At 43.0% G+C, this 17,044-nt stretch carries 15 protein-coding genes; 11 read left to right on the forward strand and 4 right to left on the reverse strand.

Features of this window, described 5'->3' with window-relative positions:
- Positions 1–194: 194 nt before the first annotated feature.
- On the reverse strand, positions 195–4,025 hold the full coding sequence (gene purL, locus SE27_RS10190; RefSeq protein ID WP_039623075.1) for a phosphoribosylformylglycinamidine synthase: 3,831 nt from the start codon (positions 4,023–4,025) through the stop codon (positions 195–197).
- Between the two features lie 490 nt (positions 4,026–4,515).
- On the opposite strand from purL, the gene SE27_RS10195 reads away from it, so the two are divergent.
- The 3 genes from SE27_RS10195 to ruvB all read left to right on the forward strand — a co-directional run bounded on the left by SE27_RS10195 (position 4,516) and on the right by ruvB (position 7,620).
- Complete coding sequence (locus SE27_RS10195; protein ID WP_039623077.1) at positions 4,516–5,856, forward strand: deoxyguanosinetriphosphate triphosphohydrolase; 1,341 nt, start codon at positions 4,516–4,518, stop codon at positions 5,854–5,856.
- A 135-nt stretch (positions 5,857–5,991) separates the two neighbouring features.
- Positions 5,992–6,594: a Holliday junction branch migration protein RuvA gene (gene ruvA / locus SE27_RS10200; protein ID WP_039623079.1), complete on the forward strand. Its 603-nt coding sequence runs from the start codon at positions 5,992–5,994 to the stop codon at positions 6,592–6,594.
- Positions 6,595–6,612: 18 nt separating this feature from the next.
- A complete protein-coding gene (gene ruvB / locus SE27_RS10205) occupies positions 6,613–7,620 on the forward strand; it encodes a Holliday junction branch migration DNA helicase RuvB (RefSeq protein WP_039623080.1) in 1,008 nt (335 codons plus the stop codon).
- A 14-nt stretch (positions 7,621–7,634) separates the two neighbouring features.
- On the opposite strand, the gene SE27_RS13545 is transcribed toward ruvB, so the two are convergent.
- A complete protein-coding gene (locus tag SE27_RS13545; protein ID WP_052251734.1) occupies positions 7,635–8,213 on the reverse strand; it encodes a hypothetical protein in 579 nt (192 codons plus the stop codon).
- Between the two features lie 125 nt (positions 8,214–8,338).
- Here SE27_RS13545 and SE27_RS10220 point away from each other — a divergent pair.
- A protein-coding gene (locus SE27_RS10220) for an IS3 family transposase (protein WP_148308911.1) occupies positions 8,339–9,414 on the forward strand; the annotation gives its coding sequence in 2 pieces (ribosomal slippage) (positions 8,339–8,591 and positions 8,591–9,414; 1,077 coding nt in all).
- 186 nt (positions 9,415–9,600) lie between these two features.
- Here the strand turns inward: SE27_RS10220 and SE27_RS10225 are convergent.
- Positions 9,601–10,182, reverse strand: a complete 582-nt coding sequence (locus tag SE27_RS10225; protein WP_039623083.1) for a hypothetical protein — start codon at positions 10,180–10,182, stop codon at positions 9,601–9,603.
- A gap of 225 nt (positions 10,183–10,407) precedes the next feature.
- Between SE27_RS10225 and ybgC the strand changes: the two genes are divergently transcribed.
- From ybgC to pal, 6 genes are all read left to right on the forward strand, one after another.
- Positions 10,408–10,815 carry a tol-pal system-associated acyl-CoA thioesterase gene (gene ybgC, locus SE27_RS10230; protein ID WP_039623085.1) on the forward strand — a complete coding sequence of 136 codons (408 nt, stop codon included), beginning with the start codon at positions 10,408–10,410 and terminating at the stop codon, positions 10,813–10,815.
- 24 nt (positions 10,816–10,839) lie between these two features.
- Positions 10,840–11,538 (forward strand): protein TolQ, encoded by a 699-nt coding sequence (gene tolQ / locus SE27_RS10235; protein WP_039623086.1) that lies wholly within the window; start codon positions 10,840–10,842, stop codon positions 11,536–11,538.
- Entirely contained in the window at positions 11,538–11,990 is a 453-nt protein-coding gene (tolR, locus tag SE27_RS10240) for a protein TolR (protein ID WP_039623088.1), read from the forward strand. The genes tolQ and tolR overlap by 1 nt, the downstream gene beginning before the upstream one ends.
- Before the next feature lie 3 nt (positions 11,991–11,993).
- On the forward strand, positions 11,994–13,505 hold the full coding sequence (locus SE27_RS10245; protein WP_039623090.1) for a TonB C-terminal domain-containing protein: 1,512 nt from the start codon (positions 11,994–11,996) through the stop codon (positions 13,503–13,505).
- 203 nt (positions 13,506–13,708) lie between these two features.
- Positions 13,709–14,992 carry a Tol-Pal system beta propeller repeat protein TolB gene (gene tolB / locus SE27_RS10250; RefSeq protein WP_162481326.1) on the forward strand — a complete coding sequence of 428 codons (1,284 nt, stop codon included), beginning with the start codon at positions 13,709–13,711 and terminating at the stop codon, positions 14,990–14,992.
- A 38-nt stretch (positions 14,993–15,030) separates the two neighbouring features.
- Positions 15,031–15,609, forward strand: coding sequence for a peptidoglycan-associated lipoprotein Pal (gene pal, locus SE27_RS10255; RefSeq protein ID WP_039623096.1), 579 nt, complete (start codon positions 15,031–15,033; stop codon positions 15,607–15,609).
- Between the two features lie 73 nt (positions 15,610–15,682).
- On the opposite strand, the gene SE27_RS10260 is transcribed toward pal, so the two are convergent.
- Positions 15,683–15,868, reverse strand: coding sequence for an NF038105 family protein (locus tag SE27_RS10260; RefSeq protein ID WP_039623097.1), 186 nt, complete (start codon positions 15,866–15,868; stop codon positions 15,683–15,685).
- A gap of 188 nt (positions 15,869–16,056) precedes the next feature.
- Between SE27_RS10260 and SE27_RS10265 the strand changes: the two genes are divergently transcribed.
- Positions 16,057–17,031 carry a class 1 fructose-bisphosphatase gene (locus tag SE27_RS10265; RefSeq protein WP_039623098.1) on the forward strand — a complete coding sequence of 325 codons (975 nt, stop codon included), beginning with the start codon at positions 16,057–16,059 and terminating at the stop codon, positions 17,029–17,031.
- Positions 17,032–17,044: the final 13 nt, after the last annotated feature.

Below are 17,044 nucleotides of genomic sequence, written 5' to 3' on the forward strand. Positions count from 1 at the left end.
CCAGAGTTTGGCTATACATAAATTTGTCACCATAAAAATATAGCTGTTTTCAGCTCTATCTGGAGTTGATGATATCTCAACGACACTTAATTAAAAAAAGCTACGTACTGATCTGCACTGCTTAAAAATAAAATTTAATTCACTCTAAAATCAAAAAGCCACCCGAAGGTGGCTTTTAAATAGCTTAAAACAGATTAACCAATGAATTGACGTGCATTGCGGAACATACGCAACCATGCCCCATCTTCGGTCCACTCTTCTGGCTTCCATGAATGCTGAACGGCACGGAAGTTACGTTCAGGATGCGGCATCATAATGGTGGCGCGACCATCTGTTGAGGTTACGCCGGTAATACCTTCGGGTGAGCCATTCGGATTCAATGGGTACTGCTCGGTTGCATTACCTAAGCTATCGACATAACGAAGAACAACTTGGTTATCGGCATTTAAGGCGGCAATATGTTCGCTGCTTGCAACCACACGACCTTCACCATGCGCCACGGCAATCGGTAAAATCGAACCTTCCATTCCTTGCAATAAAATCGAGTTTGATTTTTCCACACGAACGTTGACTGCACGCGCCTCAAACATCTCAGAGGTATTGCGATGGAAACGTGGCCAATTGTCTGCACCCGGAATTAAAGGCGCCAATTGCGATAACATTTGGCAACCGTTACAAATACCTAATGAGAAGGTTTCATCACGATTAAAGAATTTTTCAAATTGGTCACGCAGTTTCGGATTAAACAAAACAGATTTCGCCCAACCACCGCCTGCGCCCATAACGTCGCCATACGAGAAGCCACCACAGGTCACTAAACCTTCAAAATCATCAAGGCTAATACGACCCGCAATCAAATCACTCATATGTACGTCAATGGTATTAAAACCGACTTTATCAAAAGCCGCTGCCATTTCAACATGACCATTGACGCCTTGTTCACGTAAAATTGCCATATTCGGACGACGTGAATTGATAAACGGCGCTTCAATTGGCTCATTTAAGTCAAATGTCGGCTGCGCAATCAAACCTTTGTGATTTTTATCAGTGACTAGCGCAAATTCAGAATCTGCGGTTTCTACGTTGTCACGTAAACGCTGGATTTGATGCGAGACTTCAGTCCATGCCACTTGCAAGTCGCTGCGTTCAAACACCAAGCCATTAAGGCTCAATTGGTCAGTATTATTGACACAGCCCACTACAGTGATCGCATCTTTTAACAAGGATTCAGCCACTTCTGCTTGAAGGGCATCCCAATCAGCAGTAGCGATTTGCAGTACTGCACCAATTTCTTCGGCAAATAAACTGCTGATTGATTGATCTTCTAAAGCCACGCCTAAACGGGAAGCAAACATCATCTCGGCAACTGTTGCCAGCAAGCCACCATCACCAATGTCGTGATAAGCTTGAATTAAACCACGGTTATTCCAGTCTTGAACCAAAGCAAAAAATGCTTTGAACTCATCAAAACTGTCGACATCAGGCGTAACCGAGCCAATGGCTTTATACACTTGTGCCAGAATTGAACCGCCTAAACGGAATTGACCTTTAGACAAGTCAATACGCACCAAGACGGAATCTTGATCTTTAAGTTCAGGCGTTAAAGTTTTACGCACATCACCGACTGGCGCAAAGGCGGTAATGACCCCACTCATTGGAGAAGTTACCGACTTATCAACGCCATCTTCATTCCATGTGGTACGCATTGATAATGAGTCTTTACCGACAGGAATCGCAATCCCCAGCGCAGGACACATTTCCATCCCGATGGCTTTTACGCCTTCAAACAAGGCTTGATCTTCACCGATTTGACCGGCTGCCGCCATCCAGTTCGCTGATAATTTAATATCGCTGATCTGTTCAATGTTGGCACACATAATGTTTGAAATGGCCTCAGCCACCGCCAAACGTGCGGATGCAGCTGGATTTAAGAGCGCAACAGGAGGACGTTCGCCCATCGCCATCGCTTCACCGGTATAACCGACTAAACTGGTGGTGGTCACCGCAGCATCTGCTACGGGCACTTGCCAACGACCGACCATTTGGTCACGTGCCACCATACCGGTAATTGAACGGTCACCAATGGTGATCAGGAACGATTTACTGGCTACAGTTGGATTTTTAAGAACGCGGTAAATGGCATCTTTTAAATCAAGATCGGTAGCATCAAAGTCATCGCCCTTACGTTGAATACTTTCATATGAACGGCTCATACGCGGCGTACCACCGAGCATCACTTGCATCGGCATATCCACTGCTTTGTTATCAAACAATGGATCTTCAACGGTTAAGTGACGCGCTTCTGTGGCTTCACCAAGGACCGCAAACGGACAACGTTCACGCGCACAAATCGATTCAAACAGTGCCAATGAACTTGGACGAATGGCCAAGACATAACGTTCTTGGGCTTCATTTGACCAGATTTCCATTGGCGACATGCCAGTTTCTAGCGATGGAATTTTACGTAGATTAAGTACCGCACCCAATTCATGGTCATTAACCAATTCAGGCATGGCATTAGAGACACCACCTGCACCGACATCATGCACAGAAACAATCGGATTAGCTTCTTCAAAGCGCCAGCACGTATCAATCACTTCTTGGCAACGGCGTTCCATTTCTGGGTTTTCGCGTTGTACCGAAGCAAAATCTAGATTTTCACCCAATTTACCGCTGTCTACAGAAGAGGCTGCACCACCGCCCAAACCAATCAGCATGGCTGGACCGCCCAACACAATCAGTAAATCGCCCGGTTGAATTGGATCTTTTTCAACATGATCTGGACGGATATTACCGTAACCGCCGGCAATCATAATCGGCTTATGAAAGCCTTTTACATCGCCATTGACGTTTTGTTCAAAGGTACGGAAGTAACCATTTAATGCCGGACGACCAAATTCATTGTTAAACGCAGCGCCGCCCAATGGACCATCAATCATGATCTGTAAGGCAGATGCCATACGTGACGGTTTACCGTACTGCTCTTCCCACGGCTGTTCAAAACCGGGAATATTTAAGTTGGATACAGTAAATGCAGTTAAGCCCGCTTTGGGTTTACCACCACGACCTGTTGCGCCTTCATCACGGATTTCACCGCCTGAACCGGTGGCTGCACCGGCAAAAGGTGCAATCGCAGTTGGATGGTTATGGGTTTCCACTTTCATTAAAATATGTGCAGCTTGGCTTTTATATTTATACACATAATGGCCATTTTCATCCGGTTTTGGATAAAAACGCTGGGTGTCATAGCCGACAATCACTGACGCATTGTCTTTATAAGCCGACAACACATCTGTTGGTGATTCTTTATAGGTGTTTTTAATCATTTGGAACAAAGACAGTGGCTGTTTTTCACCATCAATCGTCCACTCTGAACCAAAGATTTTATGACGACAATGTTCAGAGTTGGCTTGTGCAAACATCATCAATTCGATGTCATGTGGGTTACGACCCATCTTGATAAAGGCTGCGGTCAGATAATCAATTTCTTCATCTGATAAAGCAAAACCAAATTCAGAATTGGCGGTGACCAGTGCAGCTTTACCTTGACCTAAAATATCAATTGAATTTAAAGGTTTTGGTTCAGTTTCAGAAAACAACGCTGCAGCGTCCTCAATCTGATTAAACACACTTTCAGTCATGCGGTCATGTAGCGCCAATTTCACTTCGGCGGATATTTCAGAAACACCCTTTAAAGTAAACAAAACACCGCGTTCTAGGCGGTGTATCGGCGTGTTGCAGTTGGCAAAAATATCGGTGGCTTTGGATGACCACGGAGAAATCGTGCCTAAGCGCGGGGTGACAAGAATTTGGATTTCATCACTGGCTGCTTGGCGGATCTCAAAAGAGCTACCATCATTTAACAGCTGTAAAGCAGATTGCTGTTGTTGCTCGTTAAGAGCTTGATCAAACAGATAAATCCATTGACTTTCAATTGATTGAACAGAACTCATTGACGTTAAACGGTTGAAGAGTTGAGTTTTCTTAAAAGAAGAGTGTGCTGGTGCACCGGCCACGATAAACATGCTGATTTTGGCTCCACGGGCAGGTCTTTTGAACCATACCGCCAATGTGACTTAGAGAGAGCGCATATTCTACTGTGTATTGACTCAATCAGCTAGATAGAAATTTAGCAATCTGCTGACTATTCATACACAAAATTAAAAGAAACCTTTCATTTTGCTCTAAAAATTTTAAATTGAAGCACTTATCATTTTTTTATTATCTTGTGTCTAAATATGATTATGCTGCCTTAAAGCAGCGCTCTACACGGCGCGATTGTTAAATCGATACTACGCTTGCACCTTAAAATCAGTGTTTAAATTCACTGCATCATTGGGCTAAACAGCAACAATGCACAGACACGCAACTACACTTTGTTGTGATTTGTTTTAATGTACAGCCTCACTTTTACGCTGCATGGGGATTTGAGCAAGACAAATGATGTCGCAGCGCTCTAGGCGATGGCGCTTTTTTTTGGCATGATGAATTTAGGTCCTCACTGAATCATAATACATGGAACACATGCGTTGGTTAGAGCTGCTGTCAACAATTCGTATTGGCAGTAAAAAACAGATTACAGAGCAAGCGCGTAGCCCTTTTCACAAAGATTATGACCGGATTATTTTCTCCCAAAGCTTTCGTCAGCTCAATCGTAAAACGCAAGTGCATCCGCTCACCCAACATGACGGCATTCATACCCGTTTGACTCACTCACTCGAAGTGTCGTGTATCGGGCGCTCTTTAGGGATGTTGGCGGCTGAAAAAATTAAAGACCACCTGCCCGTATGGATTTCCCCTGCCGATGTTGGCGCAATTATTCAAGCGGCTTGTTTGGCACATGATATTGGCAACCCGCCTTTTGGTCATGCCGGTGAATATGCTATTCGGGAATGGTTTGATGATGCCTCACATGGCAACTTCCTACAGGCATTGTCAGCTGAAGAACAAGCCGATGTACGCCAGTTTGAAGGCAACGCCCAAGGTTTACGCTTACTGACCAAGATTGACTATCATCCCAATGATGGCGGTATGCGTTTGACTTACGCCACCTTAGGCGCTTATTTAAAATATCCGTGGCTCTCCAAAACTATTGCGTCACAAGGCGATCGCCCTGCCAGTCAACGGGCTAAATTTGGCTGTTATCAATCCGAGAAAGAAGTTTTGCAGCAAATTGCCGAACAATTGGGCTTAATTCAATTGGGTGAATATCATTATTGTCGCCATCCGCTGACCTACTTATTAGAAGCCGCAGACGATATTTGCTATGCACTGATTGATTTGGAAGATGGCATTGTTTTAAACATGCTCTCTTATGAAGAAGTCGAACCAATTTTTCTAGATTTAATTGCCGACTATGGCAGACCGGAAGAATTATCCATCCCCAGCAGCACATGGCAGCAAAAAATTGCGGCTTTACGTGGCCGTGTCATGAAACGTTTGGTTGATGAAGTGACCAGTGCTTTTGCCAAGCATCATTTTGAAATTTTATCCGGCCAACTGCGCGGGAGCTTATTGCAATATTGCACGGAAGATATTGAACGCGGCATTGAGCGCGCCAAGAACTTAGCGCGAGATAAAATTTTTGAACATCCACAAAAAGCTGGACTGGAAATTATTGCCCATCAAAGTCTACAAAATATCTTAGATGCTTTTATTCCACTGACCACGCCGCATAAAACTTTAAGTTTTAAAGAACAACGTTTAATGTCGATGCTGCAACGTGCAGGCATCAATTTTGAAAGCAATCACTATGAAAATATTATGCAGGTACTAGATATTATTTCGAAATTCTCTGACCATCAGGCCTATAATTTGTCGCAAGAATTACAAGGCAACAAAGCCGGATTAATGTAAACGCACAGTTGAACGTAGCGCGTAAATATGTGCACTCAAATGCTGATCAATAAAGTTTCATAGGTTGGAGTATTTTGCCTTTATGGCAAATGCTCACTACCATAGCCACCACGATAGAAAAGTGAAAAAATTAAAATGATTGGATGTCTTATTGGTGAAGTATTTGCTTTAGAAGCCCCGACAGTGTTACTCAATGTCAACGGTGTCGGTTATGAAGTAGATACCCCATTATCGACTTTTTGCCAACTGCAAAAAGGGCAAAGTGTTACGCTGTGGACGCATTTAACGGTTCGTGAAGATGCGCAACTGCTATATGGGTTTTTACAGCCACAAGAAAAAACCATTTTCCGCACTTTGCTTAAAGTCAATGGTGTTGGGCCGAAAATGGCATTGGGCATTTTATCTACCTTAAGTATCGAATTACTCATTCATACCGTAGAAAATGAAGATTTGAATACCCTAATTAAAGTACCGGGTGTGGGCAAAAAAACTGCGGAACGTTTAATGATTGAACTGCGTGATCGTTTTAAAACCTTGGCCAATACTTCAACTGCCGCCAACTCCACCAACACGCAAATTCAATTCAGTTCAAATTCACCGGTGGCCGAAGCGGAAGCCGCGTTACAATCACTCGGTTATAAACCGGCTGAAGCACAAAAAATGGTTTCGGCTGTAAAAGCTGACTTTACCGAATGTGCAGACATTATTCGTGCTGCGCTTAAATCCATGATGAAATAAAGATAGATTAAGACACCTATGCAAGAGCGTTTAATCAGTGGTTCTGAAAAACCTGAAGATCATTTTGACCGTGCCATTCGCCCCACGTCATTGGATGACTATATTGGTCAACCGGTGGTGCGTGAGCAAATGGAGATCTTTATTGGTGCAGCACGTGGCCGCGGTGAAGCACTCGATCACACCTTAATTTTTGGCCCACCGGGTTTAGGTAAAACCACCTTGGCCAATATTATTGCGCGCGAGATGGGCGGAAATTTAAAATCCACCTCTGGACCAGTGCTAGAACGTGCCGGTGATTTGGCCGCCATGCTGACCAATTTGGAAGAAGGTGATGTTTTATTTATTGATGAAATTCATCGTCTTTCACCGGTGATTGAAGAAATTCTCTATCCCGCAATGGAAGATTATCAACTCGACATTATGATTGGTGAAGGCCCAGGGGCGCGTTCCATTAAACTGGATTTACCGCCCTTTACTTTGGTGGCTGCCACCACGCGTGCTGGCTTACTAACCTCCCCCTTACGTGACCGTTTTGGGATTGTGCAGCGCTTAGAATTTTACTCTGTGGCGGACTTAACCCATATTGTGTCACGCTCCGCCAGTTTAATGGATGTTCCCATGACTGGTAATGGCGCAAAAGAAATTGCCCGTCGCGCCCGTGGTACACCGCGTATTGCCAATCGTTTACTGCGCCGCGTGCGTGACTATGCCCAAGTCAAAGGCACGGGTGAAGTCAATCAAGATATGGCCGAGCGCGCTTTAGATATGCTCAATGTCGATAAAGATGGTTTAGACACCTTAGACCGTCGTTATTTAAGCATGTTGCTTGAGCGTTTTGATGGCGGCCCTGCCGGTGTAGAGGCTTTAGCCGCCGCCATGGCAGAAGATTCCGGCACATTAGAAGATGTGATTGAGCCGTATCTGATTCAACAGGGCTATGCGATGCGTACTGCACGTGGACGTATTGCCACCAATATGGCCTATGCACAGTTTGGGATGACACCGCCTGAACCGAAAGAAAAGTAATGGTGAGGGAGGATTTATTCTCCCTTTTGTAATTTCATATCCTGATTGATTAGCTTTATTAAGCTATCTCTTACAGTACCAAATTCATTAGAGAAACCAACTATTCGATCATTGATCTTTTCTTTATCATCTCCATCAATTTGTACTCTTATTTTCCATAGCGAATCCATTAATTCTTTTAATTGGTTCTTAAGGATTTTATGATTTTGATTCAAATCACAATCTAAAAATAATTCTATTTGCATATGATAATAAGCCACTTCTGAAAAATAATTAACTAGACTTTGAATTAACTGATCTCTTTCCATTTGCTTAATCGCTAAGGAAACAACCGTATTAAATTTCATTAATAAAGCGAAATATTCTGCAATAAGATTTCTAAATTTATCAATCTCTGCACTTTTATAAAGAAATTGTAATTCATTCTTTTTTAATTCATTTTGGGATTCAATAAGTATTTTATTAGACTCAATATTTTGTTGTGTGGATTTCATAACAATACAAATTGTCGCTATAAAAGCAAGAAAACTAATTAATGCTGATATAAAAATAGAGGCAGCAACCACCCAATCTGTTGAATGAGCTAAATCCAAATAAATTTTTTGCTCTTTCGGGTGTTGTAAAACTATTGCTTGAACATTTGGCTGGGTAATGCTCCCCTCAAATAATTGAACTTAAAAGTAGAAAATCAAATACCCTTGATTTAAGGAGATTTTCTATGAAAACATCTAAATATTCAGACAGCTTAATCATGAGTATTTTGAAACAAGCTGAAGCAGGAGCACCTGTTCCCAACCTATGCCGTGAACATGGAATGAGTTCGGCCACATTTTACAAATGGAAGTCCAAATACGGTGGCATGGATCTCTCGATGATGACTCGATTGAAAGAGCTAGAAGCTGAAAATGCTCGTCTTAAACGTATGTATGCCGATGAGCGACTCAAAGCAGATATCCTTCAGGATGCATTGTCAAAAAAGTTTTAAGGCCAACGCAACGTAGGTTACTTACTCAACAAGCCGTTGAGCAATATAAAATATCAGTGAGCAAGGCCTGTCTCATCTTTCAAGTTAGTCAAACCTGCTATCGTTATATGGCTCAATTAAAAGAGCAGAATATGATCATTGCAGATTGGTTGATTAAGCTCACCAATGAGAATAAGACTTGGGGCTTTAAACTTTGCTTTTTGTACCTGCGCAATGTCAAAGGTAACCCTTGGAACCACAAACGCGTATATCGAATTTATAAGGAGCTTGAGCTTAATTTAAGAATTAAACCCAACAAACGTATTAAGCGAGAACAACCTGAACCGCTTGCAGTACCTACTGCTAAGAATGAATCATGGTCAATGGACTTTATGCATGACCAATTGAGTGATGGACGAAGCTATCGTGTTCACAACGTGATTGATGATTATAACCGTGAGTCCCTAGACATACTGGTTGACTTCTCATTGCCTGCTCAGCGTGTGCTCAGGGGGCTGGATCAGTTAATCGAATGGCGAGGTAAACCTAAGCGGATTCGTTCCGACAATGGACCTGAATATATAAGTGATTTAATGGCAGCATGGTGTATCCAGCATGATATTGAACATGTATTTACTCAGCCAGGCAATCCACAGCAAAATGCTTATGTTGAGCGTTTTAATCGTACAGTTCGTTATGAATGTTTAAATCAATATTTATTTCGAAATCTTAGTGAGGTGCAGGACTATACAACTGCATGGCAGCGCTTCTATAATCATGAGCGACCTCATATGTCAGTTAATGGTTATCCACCTCATTTTAAACAATAATAAGGGCTTTGGATTGTCTACTCATTAACTCAATTAAAAATGGGGGTATTACCGCTGCTCTGGAACAGTCCGCGGAAGTTGAATCATGAACGCCTGTGTATTTTCTGCTTGTGCCATCTTTTCCAACTCACCATCAAACCATCTTAGATTTATTTCAAAGTCTTGGTAATCTCAAAAATCAAACTCTTAGGATCTCGCAAGCACGCGTACTTCTTCCACCAACATCAGCTCACACGCACCATTACCCGTATCGTCACGGCTGAGTGAACTGCGCCACATCCAACCATCCTCCGACTTCACTTCTACCAATTGCCCTTTTAAATAAATTAAATTATCTGGATCAATTTTTGCCAATTGTTTAGCAATGTCTTTATTGGCAGGAATTAAATGCGTATTGGCACTTTGACTGGATATTTCATCGACCGGAATAGGCGGTGCATTTTCATAACGCCAATAATACCAACGGTTGCTTTGCCGAATTGAAAGCTGCTTATACACCTGTGGATCTTTCATCTTGCCCCAGCCCAAAGCGAAGTCGACAGGACTTAACTTTGATTCCGGTCCCAAACTATAATTTTCTATAGATAACACACGAAATTCGCCTTCATACGGCGCTAAATTGGTAATGGTAAAGCCATCAAATTGATGAACCCCATTGACCACCTGATAATGCGCTGAATTTTGAATACCCGAATTTGGCGTATGCCAATACGACCAAAAAGCAAAGCCAATCGCTAGTGCTATTAACCATTTGATATATCGCTGCATGACTTCCCCCCAAAGTGCTTGAGTGTAAGCATTTCAGTGATTATTTTATATAGCCTGAAATGTGATTTGAAACCTTGTGCCATTGGAGGAAAAACTCAGAGTGCTAAACTGCCCCGCTGCGCAGCGCTTGACTCTTAGCGAAAAGCACCGCATCGTAGCGGTTGAAATTTTTGCTAAAAATAAAGCGTTCAACACATCAAACTGAATTAAAGATGGAACAAAATCATGGCGAATAAATTCGAATTCCAAATTCGTGTATATATTGAAGACACTGACGCAGGCGGCATTGTCTATCATGCAAATCATATTCGCTTCATGGAACGTACACGTACCGAATGGCTTCGTGCATCTGGTGTCGATCACTACTGGCATCAAAAAGATTATCATTTTGTCGTGCACAAGATTAACGTTAAATATTCGCGTCCAATCCTGATGGATGACCTGATTACTGTTACAGCGAGTGTAGTTTCGTGTAAAGCGACATCATTTGTATTGCAACAAAATATTTATCGTGGTGAAATCATGCTGGCATCTGGCGAGGTCGAATTGGCATGTATTAGTGCAGAAATGAAACCTCGTCGACTTCCAGATCAAATTCGTGAACTAATTCTAAAAGAGTTAGAACAAGACTAAAAAATTTATTGGCACATGTAACTTATGGCAACTCAACTCGAATCATCGCTACACATATCAGATCTTATTTTACAAGCAAGTCCGGTGGTTCAACTGGTGATGCTGGTGCTGCTCTTGGCATCGTTATACAGTTGGTATTTGATTGCCAAGTTACATATGAGTTATAAAAAAGCCCAAGCAGAAGATGAGCATTTTCAAAAAATCTTCTGGTCGGGTGCTGAATTAAATACGCTGTATAACAATGCTCAGCTTAATTCTAAACGTACCGGCTTAGAGGATATTTTCTATCAAGGTATCGGTGAGTTCTTTAAACTCAACAAATTCCAAGCCACCAGCGAGCAAACCATTGACGGTACAGAACGTCTGTTACGCGTTGGACTAAGCCGCGACCAAGGTGTACTTGAGCAGGGTCTAGGCGCACTGGCCAGTATTGGCTCGGTTGCACCCTATATTGGTTTATTCGGCACCGTATGGGGCATTATGAATGCCTTTATTGGTCTTGCCGATGTCGATCAAGTCACTTTAGCCACAGTTGCACCCGGTATTGCAGAAGCACTTATTGCCACTGCAATTGGTCTTTTTGCCGCTATTCCTGCGGTATTGGCATTTAACCATTACACCGCTAAAGGTGAAACGGTATATTCAGACCGCGCTTTATTTGCCGAAGAAATGGTGGCGCTGTTACAACGCCAAACTGTGAGTGCTGCACAGGAAAATAATTAATGGCGATTCAACGTTCTGGACGCTTTGAGCGTGTGAAAAAACCTTTAAAAAGTGAAATGAACGTCGTTCCTTATATTGACGTGATGTTGGTTCTTTTGGTGATTTTCATGGTGACTGCACCCATGATTACCAGCGGTATTCAAGTGGACTTACCCCAAGCCAATGGCAATCCGATTGAATCTAAAGATGCTCCGGCCATGGTCAGCTTAGATAAAGATGGCAAATACTTCTTAAAATATAAAGACTATAGCAATGGTCAAGCGCTTGAGTTAAGCGAGCTAACGCGTATTTTAGCGCAAGCGCAAATAGAAGCCAAAGCTGCAAATAAACAACTAGGTGTGGTGATTCAAGGTGAAAAATCACGTTCCTACGGTGAAGTGATGGCGCTGATGAATAGTCTGCAAGATGCCGGATTAACGCAAGTTGGCTTACTGACAGAGCCGTTAAAGTAATTTATGAAAGATTTTAAAAAGCCACACTCTAAAGAAAAAATAATTGCGCTTGGATTTACTGTTGCTGTGCATGCGGTGGCCATCACTGGCCTGCTTTTTTTAGGCATGAGCAAACCTGTCGTGCCGCCTAAAACCATTAAAATGGTGTTAATTAAACCTGAAGATTTACCGCCACCCGAAGCGACGCCTTTAGAACAAACCGATTCAGCAGAAACAACAGATGAAAAAGTTGCAGAACAAGTACAGCAAACTGCTGAACCAGATCCAGTTGCAGCCCAAATCCCAACCCCTGCGCCGCAACAACCGACACTTGATCTGCAAAAAGCTGCAAATGAGGCAAAAGCTGCTGAGCAAAAATTATTAGCAGAACAAGTTGCCCTTTTGGCTGCTCAAGCCGCTAAAGATAAAGCTGCAGATATGGCTCAAGCAAAAGCACAAGCTGCCGAAAAGGCCAAGGCAGAAGCTGCTGAACAAGCACGTCAAGCCAAAACCTCCGCTGAAAAAGCCCAAGCAGAAGCACTGGTAAAAGCAAAAACGGCTGAAGCTGAACAAGCCAATACTGCGGCGAAAGCCAAAGCGGATGCAGCAAGTAAAGCTAAGTCAGATGCAGCGAATAAAGCCAAAGCCGATGCCGCCAATAAAGCTAAGTTAGACGCTGCTGAAAAAGCCAAAGCGGATGCAGCCAATAAAGCCAAGTCAGATGCTGCAAATAAAGCTAAGTCAGACGCTGCTGAAAAAGCCAAAGCCGATGCTGCAAATAAAGCCAAAGCAGATGCTGCTGAAAAAGCCAAAGCCGATGCAGCTAATAAAGCTAAGTCAGACGCTGCTGAAAAAGCCAAAGTAGATGCTGCAAATAAAGCCAAGTCAGACGCTGCTGAAAAAACCAAAGCCGATGCCGCCAATAAAGCTAAGTCAGACGCTGCTGAAAAAGCCAAAGCCGATGCCGCCAATAAAGCTAAGTCAGACGCTGCTGAAAAAGCCAAAGCCGATGCTGCAAATAAAGCTAAGTCAGACGCTGCTGAAAAAGCTAAAGCCGATGCTGCAAATAAAGCTAAGTCAGACGCTGCTGAAAAAGCCAAAGCCGATGCTGCAAATAAAGCTAAGTCAGACGCTGCTGAAAAAGCTAAAGCCGATGCCGCAAATAAAGCCAAAGCAGAGGCGAAAGAACGTGCAGATGCTGAAGTCAAAGCATCCGCAGCAAAACAAGCTGCTGAAGAAGCCGCCACTAAAAAGGCAGAAAGTAAGAAAATTGCTTCTACTGCCAAGCGTGATTTTGAAAATAAAGTGAAACGCGCATGGGATATTCCAAACGGCTCAGCTGGTCAAAAAGCCACGGCGCGAGTAACGTTAAGTGACAGTGGCGCAGTACAATCGGTCATTGTGAACTCAAGCGATGCGGACATGAAAGCCAGTGTAGAAGCTGCCGTTCGTGCAGCAGCACCTTATCCAATGCCGTCAGACCCAGATGCACGTCGTGAAGCGCGAACCTTTACTTCAAGCTTTAGTGCAAACTAAATAAAAAGCCACCTGCTCTTTTGGGGATGTGGCTTTTTGTGACTGATTTAAAACTGAAGTAAAATGGCTAAATTTTTATTCACTTTTCACAGTCTTATAACAGTTTTCATATCATGCTATGCTTTTAATCATTTAAAATCATGCCATGATGTGAGCCAGTTAAAATGACAATAACCTACATTTTTCACAGCACATAGCGGATGATGGAAATGATACGTAAACATGTACTTTGCCTCAGTATTTTAACAGTACTCAGTCCTGTTTTAGCCACACAATCTTATGCACAACTGCACTTAGAAATTACGAAAGCTCCAGAAGCTGCGCCCAAGATTGCCATTATTCCGTTTAATAATGACCAAAGCATTTACCCTATTGTGGAAAGCGATTTAAATCGTTCGGGTAAATTCTCCAGTGCATCAAAAAACTTACCGGCCAATGCCAGTATGAACAATCCCAATACAGATGCATGGAAAACTGCCGGTGTGCCATATGTGGTAACCGGTACGGTTAAAACCACAGAAAGTGGTGCTTTTGAAGTTCACTATCAACTGTACGATATCGAAAAACAACAATATCTGTTAAATGAATTACTTACCGTTCCTGCTTCACGTATTCGTCAAGCCGGCCACATGATCAGTGATGCGATTTATCAAGCACTCACCGGTATTGCTGGTGACTTTAGTGGGCGGATTGCTTATGTTCTGCGTAATCCAGCCACTCCAGAACAACGCTATACCTTACAAATTGCCGATACCGATGGCGAACAGCCTAAAACCATTTTGACCTCCCGTGATCCCATTTTGTCACCTGCATGGACACCGGATGCGAAAAAAATCGCCTATGTGTCTTTTGAGACCAAACGTCCCGCTATTTATCTGCAAGATCTCGCCAGTGGGCAACGTGAAAAATTAGCCAGCTTCCGTGGCCTAAATGGTGCACCAAGCTTTTCACCCGATGGCAAAAGCATGCTATTTACCGCATCTATGCATGGCAATCCTGAAATCTATCAGATGAACTTAGAGACGCGTGTGCTACAGCGCATGACCAATGACACGGCGATTGATACCGAAGCACGTTATGCACCAGACGGTAAGTCGTTTATTTTCACCTCTGACCGAGGTGGCTCACCACAAATCTATAGCTATAACTTAAGTGATGCTTCCAGTAAACGTCTCACCTTCCGAGGTGCATTTAATGCACGTGGCAGTTTAAGCGCGGATGGTAAAAAAATTGCGCTGGTGCATCGCCCAAGTGGCAGCAACTATAAAGTGGCCATTCAAGATATAAATACTGGCATCACCAATATTTTAACCCCGACCAGCTTAGATGAATCGCCAAGTTTTTCACCGAATGGACAAATGGTGGTGTATGCCACGCGTGAAGGAAATCGTGGTTTATTGGCGATTATGTCACTGGACGGCCGTTTCCGCATGAATTTACCCAGTGAACAAGGTGAGGTTCGTGAACCGGCTTGGGCACCGCAATAACCTATAAAGTCAAAATCTTAATGATCATGGAGATAAAAATGAAAGCAGTTAAACTATTGGTACTTCCTGTTCTGGCAACCGCATTAATTATGACCGGTTGTGCCAATCGCAAACCCGCAGCTGACGTTCAAGTTGGACAAAATCCTAATCAATCTGGCAGCCTGCCCAGTGTAAATACTGAAGGCCTAAGTGAAGATGCAGCACTAAATGCACAAAACTTAGCCGGTGCTTCTGCTAAAGGGGTGACTGCGGCCAATAAAGCGTTCTTAGCCAAACGTGTTGTACACTTTAACTATGACAGCAGCGATCTTTCTAACGAAGACTATCAAACTCTGCAAGGGCACGCCCAGTATCTCGTGGCCAATGCCAATTCAAAAGTGGCTTTAACCGGCCACACTGATGAACGTGGTACGCGTGAATACAATATGGCTTTGGGTGAGCGCCGCGCGAAAGCAGTAGAGAGCTTCCTGATCACCAATGGTGTGGCGGCAACTCAACTCGAAGCAGTCAGCTACGGTAAAGAAATGCCAGTTGATGCAGGTCATGATGAAAATGCATGGAAAGAAAACCGCCGCGTAGAACTTAATTACGAAGCGGTTCCGCCCTTATTAAAATAAAGCTGCATTAATCTATAAAAATAATAGCCCTAAAAAAGCGCTCACTTTGGAGCGCTTTTTTAGGGCTAAGCCTTTAGGCTTGTTCTGAATGCTCTTGCGGATTTTGCATTGATTCGATCAAATCATGTTTGTTAAATTTTTTATATTCTGGCTTAGCTTCATATCCTTGCCACGCTTCTTTCACCTTGTCCGCAGAAATATCATCCACATTCATGGCTTCACTTGGCGTTGGCATGCCATCAAACTTTTGCGTTGTCATAATCATGCTCCTATGACGATTTCAAATACCCTTTACTCACCTCAACATAGCATCTTCTACAGAACTTACAAGGGCAAAATCAGTACAAATAATCCAGTTTAATTGTCCTTTTGTTGCGTTCTCATCTAAAATGAACACGCGTATTTTTTTGATCGTTTTTATCCTTTTTTAATTGGAGTTTTCTTCGCATGTCATACCTCACCCTGTCCCAATTCTTAGATCAAAAAACAGGGAATCTCAGCCCTGAACTTGCTCAAGTAATTGAAACAATTGCAAATACTTGCAAGACTATTGATCAGGCATTGCAAAAAGGTGCCTTAGCAGGTGTATTGGGTAGTGCAGAACATGAAAATGTACAAGGCGAAACACAAAAAAAACTCGATGTGATTTCTAACGATTATTTAATTGATGCTTTAAAAGTACATCCACAAGTCGGTGGTTTGGCTTCTGAGGAGCTTGATGAATTTACCCCTGCACAAGAAAACGGTAAATTTTTGGTATTGTTTGATCCTTTAGATGGTTCAAGCAATATTGATATCAATATGTGTGTGGGCACTATTTTTTCTATTTTACCCGCTCAAAATGCAGTAACTCAAGCAAGCGACTTTATGCAAGCTGGTACGCAGCAAGTGGCTGCTGGTTATGTGTTGTATGGCCCATCGACCATGTTGGCACTAACAGTTGGCGCAGGTACCGTGTTCTTTACTTTTGATCCAGAAACACAAGTATTTTTACTAACTTCTGATGCCATTCAAGTGGCCGCAGACACGCAAGAATATGCGATTAACGCCTCGAATCAACGCCACTGGGAAGCACCAGTACAGCGTTATATCGCAGAACTGCAAGACGGTAAAACCTCAGTCCGTGAAAAAGACTTCAACATGCGTTGGGTTGCGTGTATGGTGGGCGACATTCATCGTATTCTATGTCGTAGTGGTATTTTCTTATATCCATACGACACCAAAGATCCGCAAAAAGCGGGTCGCCTGCGTTTAATGTACGAAGCCAATCCGATGAGTATGTTGATGGAACAAGCCGGTGGTGCAGCCACAACTGGGCGTGTTCGTATTCTGGATATTCAACCGACTGAATTACATCAGCGTGTTCCCGTGATTATTGGTTCTAAAAACGAAGTTGAATTAGCAACCCGCTACCACAATTAATTTAAACAATAGA

This window comes from Acinetobacter harbinensis (assembly GCF_000816495.1).
GTDB lineage: Bacteria > Pseudomonadota > Gammaproteobacteria > Pseudomonadales > Moraxellaceae > Acinetobacter > Acinetobacter harbinensis.

Bases quoted from the DNA above. Each gene is read 5' to 3' on its own strand.
- purL (WP_039623075.1), bottom strand. From the start codon at position 4,025: ATGTTTATCGTGGCCGGTGCACCAGCACACTCTTCTTTTAAGAAAACT.
- SE27_RS10195 (WP_039623077.1), top strand. From the start codon at position 4,516: ATGGAACACATGCGTTGGTTAGAGCTGCTGTCAACAATTCGTATTGGC.
- ruvA (WP_039623079.1), top strand. From the start codon at position 5,992: ATGATTGGATGTCTTATTGGTGAAGTATTTGCTTTAGAAGCCCCGACA.
- ruvB (WP_039623080.1), top strand. From the start codon at position 6,613: ATGCAAGAGCGTTTAATCAGTGGTTCTGAAAAACCTGAAGATCATTTT.
- SE27_RS10225 (WP_039623083.1), bottom strand. From the start codon at position 10,182: ATGCAGCGATATATCAAATGGTTAATAGCACTAGCGATTGGCTTTGCT.
- ybgC (WP_039623085.1), top strand. From the start codon at position 10,408: ATGGCGAATAAATTCGAATTCCAAATTCGTGTATATATTGAAGACACT.
- tolQ (WP_039623086.1), top strand. From the start codon at position 10,840: ATGGCAACTCAACTCGAATCATCGCTACACATATCAGATCTTATTTTA.
- tolR (WP_039623088.1), top strand. From the start codon at position 11,538: ATGGCGATTCAACGTTCTGGACGCTTTGAGCGTGTGAAAAAACCTTTA.
- SE27_RS10245 (WP_039623090.1), top strand. From the start codon at position 11,994: ATGAAAGATTTTAAAAAGCCACACTCTAAAGAAAAAATAATTGCGCTT.
- tolB (WP_162481326.1), top strand. From the start codon at position 13,709: ATGGAAATGATACGTAAACATGTACTTTGCCTCAGTATTTTAACAGTA.
- pal (WP_039623096.1), top strand. From the start codon at position 15,031: ATGAAAGCAGTTAAACTATTGGTACTTCCTGTTCTGGCAACCGCATTA.
- SE27_RS10260 (WP_039623097.1), bottom strand. From the start codon at position 15,868: ATGACAACGCAAAAGTTTGATGGCATGCCAACGCCAAGTGAAGCCATG.
- SE27_RS10265 (WP_039623098.1), top strand. From the start codon at position 16,057: ATGTCATACCTCACCCTGTCCCAATTCTTAGATCAAAAAACAGGGAAT.